Origin of the sequence: Variovorax beijingensis (assembly GCF_007828835.1) — a bacterium.
Taxonomy (GTDB): domain Bacteria; phylum Pseudomonadota; class Gammaproteobacteria; order Burkholderiales; family Burkholderiaceae_C; genus Variovorax; species Variovorax beijingensis_A.
Window position 1 is genome coordinate 183,318 of the sequence record NZ_VIVL01000002.1, and the last position, 15,885, is coordinate 199,202.

Below are 15,885 nucleotides of genomic sequence, written 5' to 3' on the forward strand. Positions count from 1 at the left end.
CATGACCCCCAGATACCGCGGCATCTTCCCGGTGGTGCCGACCACCTTCACCGAACAGGGCGCGCTCGACCTCGAGAGCCAGAAGCGCTGCGTCGACTTCATGATCGACGCGGGCTCCGACGGCCTGTGCATCCTGGCCAACTTCTCCGAGCAGTTCGTGCTCTCCGACGAGGAGCGCGAGGTGCTCACGCGCACGGTGCTCGAGCATGTGGCGGGCCGCGTGCCGGTGATCGTCACCACCACCCACTACAGCACCCGCATCTGCGCCGAACGCAGCCGGCGCGCGCAGGACATGGGCGCCGCCATGCTGATGGTGATGCCGCCCTACCACGGCGCCACCTTCCGGGTGCCGGAGCCGCAGATCTTCGAGTTCTATGCCGGCCTCTCCGATGCGGTGAGCATTCCAATCATGATCCAGGACGCGCCGGCAAGCGGCACGCTGCTGTCGGCTCCGTTTCTCGCGCGCATGGCCAGGGAGATCGAGCACGTCGCGTATTTCAAGATCGAGACCGCCGGTGCCGCATCCAAGCTGCGCGAGCTGATCCGCCTCGGCGGCGATGCCATCGAAGGCCCGTGGGACGGCGAGGAGGCCATCACGCTGATGCCCGACCTCGATGCCGGCGCCACCGGCTCGATGACGGGCGGCGGCTATCCCGACGGCATCCGGCCGATCATCGAGGCGCACCGCGCGGGCGACCGCGACAAGGCCTTCGCGCTCTACCAGCAATGGCTGCCGCTCATCAACTACGAGAACCGCCAGGCGGGCCTGCTGGCCTGCAAGTCGCTCATGAAGGAGGGCGGCGTGATCGCTTGCGAGGCACCGCGCCATCCATTGCCGGCGATGCACCCCGAGACGCGCGCCGGCCTGATCGAGACGGCGAAGCGGCTGGATCCGCTGGTGCTGCGCTGGGGGAGATAGCCGGTTCGCCGTTCTCGACGAAGTAGGGCGCGAGGATCTCGGTCAGCCAGTTCATCACGGCGAGCACGCGCGGCGCGAGGTGGCGCCGGTTGACGTACACCAGCGACACCGGCATCGCGCGGGCGGTGAACGCCGGCATCACCTGCATGAGCGAGCCGGCCGCAAAGCACGGCAGGAGGCCGCCGATCGGCGCCTGGATCAGCCCGAGGCCCGCGACTGCCGCGGCGTTGTAGGCGTCGGTGCCGTTCACCGTGACGATGGAGCGCATCGGCTGCATCCGGTAGCGGCCCTGGGCCGCGTCGAAGTATTCCCAACCTGCGTCGTTCGGCGAGAGGGTCTGTGCGAAGTGCACGATGCGGTGCTGCGCGAGGTCGGCGAGCGTCTGCGGCGTGCCGTGCGTCTGCAGGTAGGCCGGGCTCGCGGCATTTGCCATCCGCATGAAACCGAGGGGCCTGGCGACGAGTTCGGAATCGCCCAGCACGCCCACGCGCAGCACGCAGTCGAAGCCCTCGTTCACGAGATCGACGCGGCGGTCGGTCGTGCTGATGCCGATCTCCAGCGCGGGATGCCGCGCGAGGAATTCGGGCAGCCGCGGAATGACGAGGTCGCGCGCCACGGTGGCCGGCAGGTCGATGCGCAGGCGCCCCGTGAGGCCGCCGATGTTCGAGCGGAACATGGTGGCCAGTTGCTCGCCTTCGGCGAGGTAGTCCTTGCAGCGGTCGAGGAAGCGCGCGCCGTCTTCTGTGAGCCGCACGCTGCGCGTCGTGCGCTGCAGGAGCCGCGTTCCCAGGCGTTCTTCGAGCTGTTGCACGGCCACCGAGACGCGCGCGCGGGTCAGGCCGAGCTGGTCCGCGGCCCGGCTGAAGCTCGCGAGTTCGGCCACCTTCGAGAAGATGCGCAGTTCGTCGATGATCATGGCGGCTGATTGTTTCTTTTTCGGATAACAGTGTGCGTAGTTTGGCGGAATTTATCTTTCTGCCGGTAATTTTTAAAGTCCATCCATCGATCTACCGATGAACCACCAAGGACTTTGAAATGACCGCTTCCAACACCTCTCATCCCTCCCGCATCGCACTTATCACCGGCGGCAGCCGGGGCCTCGGCCGCAGTGCCGCGCTGGCGCTCGCCGCCGATGGCGTCGACGTGATCCTGACCTATGTGTCGAACGAAGCCAGCGCGCAGGCGGTGGTGTCGGAGATCGAGGCGAAGGGGCGCCGTGCCGTCGCGCTCCGGCTCGACGTCGGCGACAGCACGGCCTTCGCGGCGTTCGCGGACTCGGTGAAGGCGACGCTGGCTGCCACCTGGCAGCGCGAGCGCTTCGACTTCCTGGTGAACAACGCCGGCGTGGGCCTGCATGCGAACTTCGAGGACACGACAGAAGCCCAGTTCGACATGCTCTTCAACGTGCACTTGAAGGGCCCGTACTTCCTCACGCAGAAACTGCTGCCGCTCATCAACGACGGCGGACGCATCGTCAATGTGTCGTCCGGGCTCACCCGGTTTTCCATGGCCGGTGCGTCTGCCTATGCCGCGATGAAGGGCGGCGTGGAAACGCTCACGCGCTACCTCGCGAAGGAACTCGGCGCGCGCGGCATTGCGGCCAACACGATTGCGCCGGGTGCGATCGAAACCGACTTCAGTGGAGGCATGGTGCGTGACAACCCGCAGGTGAACGCGATGGTGGCGGGTTTCACCGCGCTTGGGCGCGCAGGCCAGCCCGACGATATCGGCGGAGTGATCGCGGGCTTGCTGGGGGAGGGCAATCGCTGGGTGAATGCCCAGCGCATCGAAGCATCCGGAGGGATGCTGGTCTGAGCGTGCGGCGCACCCGGCAGGTTGGGGTTCAGCTCTTCTCGAGCTCGCTCACTTGCAGAGACAGGTCGAACAGCTTCGACTTGCTCGCGTAATAGCGGTCGAGCCGCCATTCCTTCAGGATGTCCATGGCGAGCTCGAAGCTCTTGTAGTCGAGGCTGTAGAGCCTGACCAGCTCGAAGCTGCGTTCGGATTCGAGCGCCAACACGAGCTGCGCCAGGATCTTGGCCGACTCGTTGGCCGGGTCCGTTTCTATGAATCGGCGAGCGACCTTGATGGCATTCATGGGATAGTGTTCCTCGGTAGGCAGAGACCGAGAACTATAGCTAGCACGCCCTCGTGCTTTATGACAGTCGTGTGACAAGCGAGGGTCATTGCCCTTGACGGGCGTGGTGCACGCGTCCGCCGCCGCCCGGTCCGGGCAGCGGCGGACGCCGCCGGGCAGCGAGCTTCAGCGTGTCGGCGCCGGCATCGGGGCCGGCATGGGCATCGGCTCCATGGGCGCGATGGGTGCAATGGCCGGTGGCGGAACCCGCGAAGGCGCGGGCATCGGCGCCGGCATCGCGGCAGCGGGCGCCGGCATGACGACGGTGGTGACCGATTCGCGGATCACGCCGCCGCCCATCACGCTGCCATCCACATTGCCGCGGGTGTTGCCGCTGCCGCCCATCACGCGGGCCTCGCAGTCCGCGCGATCGGCCGGTGGCTGGAGTCCGCAGCGCGCGAGGGCATTGCGCTGGTAGTCGGGTGCGCTGGTCAAGCCGCCGCGCGCAGCTTCCTGACGCGCGGCGCCGGCCTCGCGGATGCAGGCCGCGCGGTCCTGCTGGTTGTGGCCGCAGACCGCGAGTTCCTGCTGGTAGGTGGAGTCGCCGCGGCGCGACTGGGCCGGGGCCGAGGTGGCGGCGGCCAGGCCGCCCACGGCAATCAGGGCGGCAATCATCGAACGGGTGGTGCTGTTCATGGGGTGCTCCTTGGAGTGACCTGAGACATGAAAATGTTGGACGGGGTGGGCCGCCTCGGGTTCCGCGCGGCCGACGTCCATCAGCGCGTGGGTGCGGCCGGCTGCGCCGGCAGCGGGGTCACTGTTTCGCGGATGACGCCGCCGCCCATCACGCTGCCTTCGGTGCTGGTGCGCGCGCCGCCCTGCAGGCGGGCCTCGCAGTCGGCGCGGTCGGCCGCGGGCTGTTCGCGGCAGCGCGCCATCGCGTTGGCGTCGTAGCGGCCGGGGCTGGCGCTCGTGAGGCCATTGCGCCCCGCTTCCTGGCGCGCAGCGGCAGCCTCGCGCAGGCACGCCGCGCGGTCCTGCTGCACGCCGTCGCAGGTGGCGCGCTCCTGCTGCGCGCGCGCGGCTGTGCCGGGCGCCTGCGCGAACGATGCGCCTGGCACCAGCAAACCGCTTGCTGCAAGAAGCGCGGCAGCACAAAGGGTGGAACGAACTGTTGTTGTCATCGGGTGCTCCTGGTTAGGGCGCGCCCTCCGAAAGCGCGACCGGACATGCAGTGTGGTCCGGTGCAGGCCGTGCGGGGTGTGGGACGGCACAGACAGCAGCCCCGGCCGGACTCGCCCCTGCGTGTGGGACGTGTCCGGCATGGGCCGGCGCGCGGCCGGTCCGGTGCGTGTCAGCCCGCCGCGATGCGCTGCGCGAGGTGCGCGAGCGCTTCCTCGACCTGGTCGACCAGGATCAGCGACAGGTCGCCCGGCTGCAGGCGCGCCAGTGCGGTGTCGATGGCGACGAACTCGCCGCGGATCTCGTCGATATAGCGCGTGCGCGCCGCGCCCTGCAGGCCCTGGCGCAGCAGCGCCATCACCTCGCCGTCGGCGCGGCCGCGCTGGGCCGCGTCCTGGTACAGGATCACGTCGTCGAAGGCCTGGCCGAGGATGGCGGTCTGGTCGCGGATGTCGGAATCGCGCCGGTCGCCCGCGCCGCTGATCACCACCGAGCGCTTGTTGGCCGGCATGGTGTCCACGGCCGAGACCAGTGCGCGCATGGCGTCGGTGTTGTGGCCGTAGTCGGCGATCACGGTGGCGCCGCGGTAGTCCATGACGTTGAAGCGCCCCGGCACCCCGGCCGCGTCGTTCATGAAGCTCGCGAGGCCGCTGCGGATGGTGTCCCAGTCCAGGCCCACGGCCCATGCGGCGGCCACGGCCGCCATCACGTTGTCGACCTGGAAGCCGATGGTGCCGCCGCGCGTGATCGGCACGTCGCGCAGCGCGATGCGCTCGCGCCAGGAGCCCTCGGCGGCCACCAGCGTGTCCTGGTCCACATAGACGGTGCGCTTGCCCTGCGCGCGGTGCGTGGCCATCACCGGATGCTGGCGGTCGGCGGTGAAGAAGATCACGTGGCCCGGGCAGCCCGCGGCCATGGCGGCGACGTTGACGTCGGCCGCATTGAGCACCGCATAGCCGTCGGGCGCGACGTTGCGCACGATCACGCGCTTGAGCACCGCGAGGTCTTCGACGGTGGTGATGTAGTTCAGGCCCAGGTGGTCGCCGCTGCCGATGTTGGTGACCACGGCCACCTGGCAACGGTCGAAGCCGAGGCCCTCGCGCAGGATGCCGCCGCGCGCGACTTCGAACACGGCCGCATCCACGTCGGGGTGCATCAGCACGTTGCGCGCGCTCTTGGGGCCGCTGCAGTCGCCGCTGTCCGTCTGGCGGCCGTCGACGTACACGCCGTCGGTGTTGGTCATGCCGGTGCGCAGGCCGCTCGAGGCGAGCAGGTGGTTGATGAGGCGCGCCGTGGTGGTCTTGCCGTTGGTGCCGGTGACGGCCACCACCGGAATGCGGCCGTCGTCGCCGTGCGCGAAGAGGGTGTCCATGACGGCCTCGCCCACCGCGCGGCCGCGGCCGAACGAGGGCGAGATGTGCATGCGCAGGCCGGGCGCGGCATTGACCTCGACCACGCCGCCGTGCTGTTCCTCGAGCGGGCGCAGCACGTTCTCGCAGACCATGTCGACGCCGCAGATGTGCAGCCCGACCATCTGCGCCGCATCGACCGCGCGCGCGGCCACTTCGGGGTGCACGGTGTCGGTCACGTCGGTGGCGGTGCCGCCGGTGGACAGGTTGGCGTTGTTGCGCAGCACCACGCGCTGGCCGCGCGCGGGCACGCTGTCGGGCGTGAGGCCCTGGGCCTCGAGGCGGCCGATGGCAATGTCGTCCAGGCGGATCTTGGTGAGCGAGGTGGCGTGGCCTTCGCCGCGGCGCGGGTCGAGGTTCACTGCCTCCACCAGCTGGCGCACGGAGGCGCTGCCGTCGCCGATCACGTGCGGCGGATCGCGCCGCGCGGCGGCCACGAGGCGGTCGCCCACCACCAGCAGGCGGAAGTCGAAGCCGGGCAGGAATTTCTCGACCATGACTTCGCCGTACACGGCGGCCGAGTCGTAGGCGGCCGTGAGCTGCTCCTCGGTCGTGATGTTGACCGTGACGCCCTTGCCCTGGTTGCCGTCCTGCGGCTTCACCACCACCGGCAGGCCGATTTCCATGGCCGCGGCCCAGCCGTCTTGCGCATCGGAGACTGGCCGGCCCAGCGGCACCGGCACGCCGGCGGCGTTGAGCAGCTGCTTGGTGAGTTCCTTGTCCTGCGCGATCGACTCGGCCACGCCGCTGGTGCTGTCGACTTCGGCCGCCTGGATGCGGCGCTGCTTGGAACCCCAGCCGAACTGCACCAGGCTGCCGCTGGTCAGCCGGCGGTAGGGAATGCCGCGCGCCACGGCGGCATCGACGATGGAGCCGGTGCTCGGGCCGAGGCGCTCGGACTCGTCGAGGTCGCGCAGCTCGGTGATGGCGGCGGCGGCGTCGAAGGCGGTGTCGGCCTGCGCGGCCGCGATCAGCTGTTCGGCCAGTTCGATCGCGCGGCGGCCCACGGCCTCTTCGCTGTACTGGAACACGACCTGGTAGACGCCGTCTTCCACCGTGGGCGAGGTGTGGCCGAAGTTGACCGCGCAGCCGGCCTGGGCCTGCAGCGCCACGGCGGCGTTCTCGAGCACATGCGCCAGTGCCAGCGGCTGGCCCAGCACCATGGGATGCAGCTCGCCGATGGTGGGAAACCGTGCGCGCAGGCGGGCTTCGAAGCCCGGCAGGCGGCTGATGGCGTTCTCGTCGCCTTCGCAGGCAACCACCGCTTCGATGGCGGTGTGGCGGCTCCAGAGGTTGGGGCCGCGCAGGGCGCGGATACGGGTGACTTTCATGGGCGGCGGTGCGCTTCAGGCGAGTTGCAGTTGGGGGGACGAGAGCGGCTGGGTCTGCGACAGCTGCAGCGAGGCCAGCGCCGCCTGCAGGTCAGCCTCGAAGGCCTCGACGCCGGCGCCGATGAGGTTCAGCGGAATGCCCAGCGCCCAGGCCGCGGCCACCGCGGCCAGCAGGCTTTCCAGGCTCACGCCCACGTGCGTGGCGCGCCAGACGGTCAGCCGGCCGAGGCCGGGCAGGAAGGATTCGCTGCTGCCGTTGGCCAGCACCACGCGGTCCTGACGCACCAGCACGGCCTTGCCGCCGGCGGCCTGGTGCGCGGCGAGCGCGGCAGCTTGCGGGTCGACCGCATAGAGAATGACGGCGCCGTCGCACAGCGGCGCCAGGCCTGCCACGCGCGGATCGCCTGCATTGAGCACCGCGGTGCCTTCGCCCAGCACCACGTCGACCTGCGTGCGCAGCACCTTGACCATCTGGTCGCTCTCGGTGATGTCGTAGTCGGTCAGCGCCTCGGCGCCTTCGAGGTCGGTCACGATGCCGATCTCGCAGCGGTCGTAGGCCAGGCCGTCGCGCAGGATGGTCTCGGCGCCGTTCTCGATCACCACGGCTTCCACCGCGCGGTTCACCAGCAGGCGGCGGCCGGCCTCCCAGTTGGCGCTGTCGCGCGCATCGACGCGGCGGCGCTCCAGGAACAGGCCGTCGCGGCAGGCCAGGCCCGTGTGGCGCCCGCCCAGGTTGATGAGCCAGGCGACCAGGCGCGCGAGCACCGCGGTGTCGCGCGAGCCGGCCACGCCGATCACGGGGATGCGGCCCGGCGCATCGCCCGGGAACAGGTGGTCGCAGATCGCGCGACCCACCGGGCGCGGCGAGCCGACGGCCGGCTTCAGATGCATCAGCAGGCCGGGGCCGGCATTCACTTCCACGATGGCGCCGCGCTGCGGGCCCAGCGGCTTGCCGATGTCCTGCGCCACCAGGTCGATGCCGGCGATATCGAGGCCCACCACGCGAGCGGCCAGCACGGCGGCATGCGCGACTTCAGGGTGGACCTGGTCGGTGCAGTCGTTGGCCATGTTGCCGTTGCGCTGGATCGTGACCACGCGGCCGGCGGCCGGCACCGAGGCGCCGTCGAGTTCCTGGCGCTTCAGTTCGAGCTGCAGCTTGGCGTCGGTCTCCAGCACGATCAGGTCGAGCGGATATTCCTCTTCGGCGCCGCGGCGCGGATCGCTGTTGAGCTGCTTCTCGATCAGCTCGGCGACGGTGCTCTTGCCGTCACCGGTCACGGTGATGATCTCTCCGCGCGCGGCCGCCACCACTTCACCGCCCACCACCAGCAGGCGGTGTTCGTGGCCGCGGATGAAGCGCTCGACCATCACGTCGCTGCCTTCGGGCTCGGCCACCGCGAAGGCGGCCATGACTTCCTCGCGGGTCGTCAGCTCGAGCGAGACGCCGCGCCCGTGGTTGGCATCCGAAGGCTTCACGGCCACCGGCAGGCCGATGTCTTCGGCCGCTTCCCAGGCTTCCTCGGCGCTGGCCACCACCTGCCCCTCGGGCACCGGCACGCCGCAGCTCGCGAGCAGCGACTTGGTGAGCTCCTTGTCGCTGGCGATCGATTCGCCGATGGCGCTGGTGTAGTCGGTTTCGGCGGTCCAGATGCGCTGCTGGTTGGCGCCGTAGCCCAGCTGCACCAGGTTGCCGCTGTTGAGACGGATGTGCGGAATGCCGCGGTCGGTGGCGGCCGACACGATGGCCGCGGTGCTCGGGCCCAGGTAGCAGTCCTCGACCTTGGCCTTGACCGCATCGACCGCCTTCTGCACGTCGGCCGAAGTGAACGGGTCGTTGTTGATGGCCGCCATCAGCAGGCGGTGACCCTCGGCCAGCGCCACGCGGGCCACCTGCTCGTCGCGCGCGCGGAACACCATGCGGTAGACGCCGTGCTCCGAGGTGCTGCGGGTTTGCCCGAAGCCGGTCGGCATGCCGGCCAGGTTCAGGAGCTCGATCACCACGTGTTCGAGCACGTGGCCCGACCAGGTGCCTTCGGTCAGCCGCTGGATGAAGCCGCCGCGCTCGCCCACGCCGCAGTGGTGCTCGATGAGCGCCGGCAGCAGGGCCGTGAGCCGGTCGGTGAAGCCGTCGATCTTGTTGGAAGGGTAGTCCTCCAGCTGGCCCAGGTCGAGCCAGACTTCCAGCACGGGCCGGTAGGTCCAGAGGTTGGGACCGCGCAAATAGTTGATGCGCAGCAGGCGGATGTCGTCGAAACGGGTCATGCAAACGTTCGATGTGCTTTGGCCGAGCACCGCGGCGCCTTCAAGCGCGCCCATGGCAATCGGTCAGAATCGGCGCCCGACAAAGGACGCCATGGCGCGGTCCCTGAGGCCCGCGACGGGCAAGAGTCAAAGAAACACAATGCAACATCACGATCCAGTCGGCACCCGGGAGGGCGAAATCGAGGCGGCCTCAGACGCGCTGAAAAGCCGGCTCGCAGCCGCGGAAAACGTTCTGGTCACATTACCGGTTGACCTTGACGAAGAACTTCGGTTTACCTCCGGGCTGGTGGCCCTGACCGATCGGCGCCTGCTGGCGCTGCAGCCCGGTGGCCAATGGTGTGAGTGGACACTATCAGATTCCACCCTCGGCTTGCACCTGAGCGACCATTCGGGCGTCGGCGCGCTCGATCTGGTGGGTGCCGAGGGCCGCCTGGCGCGCTGGCGCTACACGCTGGCGAGCCAGCCGGCGGCACTGCGGCTGCTCAAGCTCTTCGGCCAGCGCGGCAGCGGCACTGTCGCCGAGGTGACAGCCGAGCCCGACGGCGACGACCTGGCCTCGCCCGACGCCGAACTCCAGACGCCGCCGTCGACCTGGGTGCTGCTGCGGCTGGGCCGCTTCGCCAGGCCCTATCGGAAGCAGCTGATCGCAGGGTTTCTACTGACGCTGGTCTCCACGGCCGCGACCCTGGTGCCGCCCTACCTGACCATCCCGCTGATGGACGACATCCTGATCCCGTTCCAGAACGGGCAGAAGATCGACCCGGCCCGCGTCGGGCTCTACCTGAGCGGGCTGCTGGGCGCGGCGCTGGTCGGCTGGGGCCTGGGCTGGGCGCGCACCTACCTGCTGGCGCTGGTGTCGGAGCGCATCGGCGCCGACCTGCGCACCACCACCTACGAGCATCTGCTGACCCTGCCGCTCGACTATTTCGGCGGCAAGCGCACCGGCGACCTGATGGCGCGCATCGGCTCGGAAACCGACCGCATCAACGTGTTCCTCTCGCTGCATGCGCTCGACTTTGCGAACGACGTGCTGATGATCGTGATGACCGCGGTCATCCTGGTCTCCATCAATCCGCTGCTGGCCGTGGTCACGCTGGTGCCGCTGCCCTTCATCGCCTGGATGATCCACGTGGTGCGCGACCGGCTGCGCACCGGCTTCGAGAAGATCGACCGCGTGTGGTCCGAGGTGACCAACGTGCTGGCCGACACCATCCCGGGCATCCGCGTGGTCAAGGCTTTTGCGCAGGAGCGCCGCGAAGCCGAGCGCTTCCGCGTGGCCAACGCCTACAACCTGCAGGTCAACGACAAGCTCAACCGCACCTGGTCGCTGTTCACGCCCACCGTCTCGCTGCTGACCGAGATCGGCCTGCTCGTGGTCTGGGGCTTCGGCATCTGGCAGGTGGCGCGCGGCAGCATCACGGTGGGCGTGCTCACGGCCTTCATTGCCTACATCGGCCGCTTCTACACGCGGCTCGACTCGATGAGCCGCATCGTTTCGGTCACGCAGAAGGCGGCGGCCGGCGCCAAGCGCATCTTCGACATCCTCGACCACGTGAGCAACGTGCCCGAGCCCGCCAACCCGGTGAAGATCGAGCGCGTGCAGGGCCGCATCGAGATGAGCGGGCTGGGCTTTCGCTACGGCTCGCGCGCCGTGATCCACGACCTCGACCTGACCATCGAGCCCGGCGAGATGATCGGCCTCGTGGGCCACAGCGGCTCGGGCAAGAGCACGCTGGTCAACCTGATCTGCCGCTTCTACGACGTGACCGACGGCGCCATCAAGGTCGACGGCACCGACATCCGCCGCTTCGCCGTGGCCGACTACCGGCGCCATGTCGGGCTGGTGCTGCAGGAGCCGTTTCTCTTTTTCGGCACCATTGCGCAGAACATCGCCTACGGCAAGCCCGACGCCACGCGCGCCGAAGTGGTGGCCGCCGCGCGGGCCGCGCATGCGCACGACTTCATCCTTCGCCTGCCGCACGGCTACGATTCGCTCGTGGGCGAGCGCGGCCAGGGGCTGTCAGGCGGCGAGCGCCAGCGCATCAGCATTGCGCGCGCGCTGCTCATCGATCCGCGCATCCTGATCCTCGACGAGGCCACTTCGGCGGTGGATACCGAGACCGAGAAGGAAATCCAGAAGGCGCTCGACAACCTCGTGCAGGGCCGCACCACCATTGCCATCGCGCACCGCCTGTCGACGCTGCGCAAGGCCGACCGGCTGGTGGTCATGGACCGCGGCGAGGTGGTGGAGGTCGGTCCGCACGACGACCTGATGGCCAGGCAGGGCGCCTACTGGCGGCTCTACCAGGCGCAGCTGCGCCAGGCCGACGAGGAGGCGAGCGAAGGCGCCGTCGACGAACGCGCCGGCGCGCAGCTGCCGCTGGCCATCAGCCACGCGGCCCACCCGGCCGGAGAAGCATGATGAGCGACACCATTCCCACTTTCGATCTCGAGCGCGATGCCTTCGGCCGCCTGGTGCTGACCGATGCCGAGGGCGAGCGCCACGAGGGCGTGACGCCCGTGCGCGCCTTTCCGCTCAGCGCGCCCGGCGAGGGCGTGTCGCTGGTCGGCAGCGATGGGCGCGAACTGGTCTGGATCGACCGCCTCGAAGCGCTGCCTCCACAGATCAGCGCGCTGCTCGAGCAGGAACTCGCGGTGCGCGACTTCGCGCCCACGCTGCTGAAACTGCACCGCGTGTCGAGCTTCGGCGTGCCCAGCACCTGGACCGTGAGCACCGACCGCGGCGACACCAGCTTCGTGCTCAAGGCCGAGGAAGACATCCGCCGCCTCGAAGGCGGCGCACTGCTGATCGCCAGCGCGCACGGCGTCCAGTTCCGCATTCCCGACGTCAAGGCGCTCGACCGCGCCTCGCGCAAACTGCTGGAGCGCTTTCTCTAGACCGCCCCGTTCAGGCCGAGGCCGCGCTGCCCGGTGCGGCCGGCAATGCAGGTGCCGGCTGCGTGGCCGCGCGGGCCTGGCGGTGGCCCCACTCGGTGATCGGCTTCTCGAACCGGCGGTAGAGAAAATCGGAGACAACCAGCGCTGCGCCGAAGGACGCGAACAGCAGCGTTGCCCCCGCCACCGTGGTGGGCGAGATGCCGATCACGGCCTGCGCTGCCAGGTACTGCACCAGGTACATCGCGTACGAGCGGCGCCCCACGAACAGCATGAAGCGCGACGAAAGAAGCCTGCGCAGCCAGCTGTTCGCCGCAACCAGCGAGGGCAGCCACAGGCCCACCAGCACCACGTACACCGCGATGAGCTGCGGCTCGCCGAAGCGGGCGCTGATCGTGAGCGACTTGCGGTGCACCAGGAACAGGGCCAGCGCAATGGCGATGGCGGCCGCCTGCGTCATGAGGCCGCGCATCCATGCGAAGGTCCGGCGCGTGTGCATCGCCATCGCCACCATCGAGCCCACCAGCATCCCAAGGTAGTGCCAGGGCGAGAATCCGGCCGGGTGGGCGCCCGTCATCCAGACGGCCGCCAGCAGCGCGAGGCTGCACGCGGCGATTCCGAAGCGCGAGGCGGCCGTGGAACCGAACAGCGCGAACAGCGCCGGCCACACCAGGTAGTACTTCCACTCGATGCCCAGCGTCCAGGTCATCTGCAGCGGCGCGAAGCCGGCAAACTCGTTCAGCAGCGTGAGGTAGTAGGGCGTGGCCGCCTTCATCTGCTCCCAGGCCGCACCCTGGGCAACATAGCTCAGCGCGAGCACCAGCAGGTAGACCAGAAAATACAGCGGCAGGATCCGGGCCGCGCGCCGGATGTAGAACGCCTTGAGCGACACTGTGCCCGTGGCATCGCGCTCGCGCAGCAGCAGCGTGGTGATCAGGAAGCCGGAAAGCACGAAGAAGGCATGCACGCCGAGCCAGCCCGAGAACTTGTCCCAGCGCGGCCCGCCGAAGTGGAACCCGAAAACAAGGAAGACGGCCACCGCCCGCAGCCCATCGAGTGCTGCGAAATTGCGGGTCTCCAGGTAATCGTCGGGGCCGTGGATCGACCCTTGTTCGCGCATGTTGAGCGGTGCCTCTCCTTCGAATCGCGCGGATTCTGCCCGAGATAGCACTTTCGTGGTGCATTGGCAGGGCCGGGCGGCCGCGGCTGTTGGTGCGGCGCCACGCTGCGCCGCAAGGGCTGCGAAAATCGCGGTTTTGAAGAGACGGACATGCCCCTGCACACCACCGCCCTCGTCCTGTTCTCCGGCGGCCAGGATTCGACCACCTGCCTCGCGGATGCGCTGTCCAGGTACCAGCGCGTCGAGACGCTGGGCTTCGACTATGGCCAGCGGCACCGCGTCGAGCTCGACGTGCGCGGCACCATCCTTGCGAAGATGCGCGAGCGCTTTCCCGACTGGGCGCCGCGCCTGGGCGAAGACCACGTGCTCACGCTGGCCGCGCTGGCCCAGCTCGGCGGCTCCTCGCTCACGGAGGAAGTCGCCTTCGAGATGCAGGCGGACGGCCTGCCCAACACCTTCGTGCCGGGGCGCAACCTGCTGTTCCTTACCCTGGCCGGCGCGCTGGCCTACCGGCGCGGGCTGCAGGTGATCGTCACCGGCGTCTGCGAGACCGACTTCTCCGGCTACCCCGACTGCCGCGACGACACCATGAAGGCGATGCAGCTCGCGCTCTCGCTCGGGCTGGAGCGCCGCCTGGTCATCGAGACGCCGCTGATGTGGATCGACAAGGCCGAGACCTGGCAGATGGCGCACCGCCTGGGCGGCGAGCCGCTGGTCGACCTGATCGTGGAAGAAACCCACACCTGCTACCTCGGCGACCGCGAACATCGCCAGGCCTGGGGCTATGGCTGCGGCGAGTGCCCGGCCTGCGAGCTGCGCAAGAAGGGCTGGGAGCGCTATGCTTCGCGCCCCCAGGAGGCCTAGGTAGCCGCCGTTTCCAGCCGGTAGCGCGCGCCGCCCGCCGGTGCGTCTTCGGGCTGGGGCACCAGCGTCCAGCGCTGGTTGTGGAAATCGCCGACCGCCGCGCGGTGCGCGATCGACACCATGGCGCCGCCCGCGGCCTTCACGCGGTCGGAGAGCCGCTTGTAGAGCACGCCCTCGGCCTCGGCATCGAGCGCGCTGGTGATCTCGTCGGCGAAGAGCCATGACGGCTTCTTCAGCAGCACGCGCGCGATGGACAGCCGCTGCTGCTCGCCGCCCGAGAGCTTCTGGCTCCAGGCATCGCTGTCGTCGAGGCGGTCCACGAGGTTGGGCAGCAGCGCGTCGACCAGTGCCTGGCGCAGCTCGGCATCGCTGTAGTTCTCGGCCGGATTCGGATAGGTCAGCGCATTGCGCAGGGTGCCGTCGGGCACGTAGGGACGCTGCGGCATGAACACCGCGCCATCGGGCACCTTCACATGGCCGCGCGCGAACGGCCAGATGCCGGCAAAGGTGCGGAACAGGGTCGACTTTCCGCTGCCCGACGGCCCCTGCAGCAGCACGCTGTCGCCCGGCTGGACCGCCAGCGCCGCACCGGCCAGCAGCGAGGTGCCGTTGGGCAGCGCCACCGTGAGATCGCCGGTCTGCAGCGCGGGCGCGCTGCCGTCGCGCTCGAGCGACTGGCTGCGCGCGGCGTGCGCGCGCATCGCATCGTCGAAGCTGGTGAGGCGGTCGGTGGTGGCGCGCCAGACGGCCACGCGGTCGTAGTTGTCGACGAACCAGCTCAGCGAATCCTGCACCTTGCCGAAGGCCGACGAGATCTGCATCAATTGGCCGAGCTGGATGGCGCCACTGAAGAAGCGCGGCGCGGCCACCAGGAACGGAAAGATCACCGCCGCCTGCCCGAAGAACGAGGTGAAGGTGATCAGGTTCTTCTGCTGCTTGATGAGTATCAGGTAGTTGCGCAGCACGCTGCCGAAGCGCAGGTCGAGCTGGCCGTGCTCGACCTTCTCGCCCTTGTCCAGCGCAATCGCCTCGCTGTACTCGCGCACCCGCACCAGGTGGTGCCGGAAGTCGGCTTCGAAGCGCTGCTGCCGGAAGTTGGTGCCGATCAGCGGGCGGCCGATGAAGTGCGTGATGGCCGTGCCCACCACGCAGTAGGCCACCGCCAGCCAGACCATCGCACCCGCGATCTGGTAGCTGCTGCCGCCCATCGAGAACGCGAAGCTGCCCGACAGTCCCCAGAGGATGCCCACGAAGCTCACCAGCGTGACCACGGCGTTCAGGAGGCCCATCGACAGCGTCATCGTGTAGTCGGTGAACATCTGCATGTCCTCCTGGATCCGCTGGTCGGGATTGTCGGGCGCCTGGCCGTCCTGGTTCGCGTAGCGCGCGAGTTCGAGGTGATAGAAAGTGCGGTCGGACATCCAGCGCGACAGGTAGTCGCGCGTCATCCAGCTGCGCCAGCGCAGCTGCAGCAGCTGCGTCACATAGAACTTGAGCACCTGCACCGCGATGTTGAAGAAGGCGATCCAGCCGAAGACGCCCACCTCGCGCCAAAAGACCGCCGAATCCTTGTTCTGCAGTCCGTCGTAGAAGCGCCCATACCACTGGTTGCCCAGCACCGCCACGTACACGTAGAACAGGTTCAGCGCGACGATGCCCAGCAGCATCGCGCGGGCGCGCCATTTTTCCTCGGAACGGAAGTAGGGCGCCGCAAGCGCGAAGACGCGCTTCACTACCTGGGCGAACGTGGCGGCACGCGCCGTGACGGATAAAGACATGCAGGTTTCCTCGCTGGGCGCGGGTGCGCCGGACATCGTGAGGAATCG

12 protein-coding genes and 1 pseudogene are annotated in these 15,885 nt (G+C 69.0%); 5 read left to right on the forward strand and 8 right to left on the reverse strand.

The window, feature by feature from the left end; genetic code table 11:
- Position 1: 1 nt before the first annotated feature.
- Positions 2-919, forward strand: a complete 918-nt coding sequence (locus FB547_RS07175) for a dihydrodipicolinate synthase family protein (protein ID WP_145740856.1) — start codon at positions 2-4, stop codon at positions 917-919.
- A 46-nt stretch (positions 920-965) separates the two neighbouring features.
- Here FB547_RS07175 and FB547_RS07180 read toward each other — a convergent pair.
- Positions 966-1,835, reverse strand: a pseudogene (locus FB547_RS07180) (LysR family transcriptional regulator); the annotation flags it as partial.
- 119 nt (positions 1,836-1,954) lie between these two features.
- Here FB547_RS07180 and FB547_RS07185 point away from each other — a divergent pair.
- The gene (locus tag FB547_RS07185) at positions 1,955-2,734 is read left to right on the forward strand and encodes an SDR family NAD(P)-dependent oxidoreductase (RefSeq protein WP_145740858.1); all 780 of its coding nucleotides are present in this window, start codon (positions 1,955-1,957) and stop codon (positions 2,732-2,734) included.
- Positions 2,735-2,762: 28 nt separating this feature from the next.
- Here the strand turns inward: FB547_RS07185 and FB547_RS07190 are convergent, their stop codons facing one another.
- The 5 genes from FB547_RS07190 to cphA (FB547_RS07210) form a co-directional block, all read right to left on the reverse strand.
- Positions 2,763-3,017, reverse strand: a complete 255-nt coding sequence (locus FB547_RS07190; RefSeq protein ID WP_145740860.1) for a hypothetical protein — start codon at positions 3,015-3,017, stop codon at positions 2,763-2,765.
- 165 nt (positions 3,018-3,182) lie between these two features.
- Entirely contained in the window at positions 3,183-3,692 is a 510-nt protein-coding gene (locus FB547_RS07195) for a hypothetical protein (protein ID WP_145740862.1), read from the reverse strand.
- A gap of 80 nt (positions 3,693-3,772) precedes the next feature.
- Positions 3,773-4,180 (reverse strand): hypothetical protein, encoded by a 408-nt coding sequence (locus FB547_RS07200; RefSeq protein ID WP_145740864.1) that lies wholly within the window; start codon positions 4,178-4,180, stop codon positions 3,773-3,775.
- A 170-nt stretch (positions 4,181-4,350) separates the two neighbouring features.
- A complete protein-coding gene (gene cphA, locus FB547_RS07205; RefSeq protein ID WP_145740866.1) occupies positions 4,351-6,918 on the reverse strand; it encodes a cyanophycin synthetase in 2,568 nt (855 codons plus the stop codon).
- Positions 6,919-6,933: 15 nt separating this feature from the next.
- Entirely contained in the window at positions 6,934-9,180 is a 2,247-nt protein-coding gene (cphA, locus tag FB547_RS07210) for a cyanophycin synthetase (RefSeq protein ID WP_261380245.1), read from the reverse strand.
- A gap of 139 nt (positions 9,181-9,319) precedes the next feature.
- Between cphA (FB547_RS07210) and FB547_RS07215 the strand changes: the two genes are divergently transcribed.
- A complete protein-coding gene (locus FB547_RS07215; protein ID WP_145740869.1) occupies positions 9,320-11,602 on the forward strand; it encodes an ABC transporter ATP-binding protein in 2,283 nt (760 codons plus the stop codon).
- Positions 11,602-12,078: a DUF1854 domain-containing protein gene (locus tag FB547_RS07220; RefSeq protein ID WP_145740871.1), complete on the forward strand. Its 477-nt coding sequence runs from the start codon at positions 11,602-11,604 to the stop codon at positions 12,076-12,078. Before FB547_RS07215 ends, FB547_RS07220 begins: the two co-directional genes overlap by 1 nt.
- A gap of 10 nt (positions 12,079-12,088) precedes the next feature.
- Here FB547_RS07220 and FB547_RS07225 read toward each other — a convergent pair whose 3' ends face one another.
- Positions 12,089-13,195, reverse strand: coding sequence for an acyltransferase family protein (locus tag FB547_RS07225; RefSeq protein ID WP_145740872.1), 1,107 nt, complete (start codon positions 13,193-13,195; stop codon positions 12,089-12,091).
- 150 nt (positions 13,196-13,345) lie between these two features.
- On the opposite strand from FB547_RS07225, the gene queC reads away from it, so the two are divergent.
- A complete protein-coding gene (gene queC / locus FB547_RS07230) occupies positions 13,346-14,059 on the forward strand; it encodes a 7-cyano-7-deazaguanine synthase QueC (protein WP_145740873.1) in 714 nt (237 codons plus the stop codon).
- Here the strand turns inward: queC and FB547_RS07235 are convergent.
- Positions 14,056-15,837, reverse strand: coding sequence for an ABC transporter ATP-binding protein/permease (locus FB547_RS07235; RefSeq protein WP_145740874.1), 1,782 nt, complete (start codon positions 15,835-15,837; stop codon positions 14,056-14,058). The two genes, queC and FB547_RS07235, sit on opposite strands and share 4 nt — an antisense overlap.
- Positions 15,838-15,885: the final 48 nt, after the last annotated feature.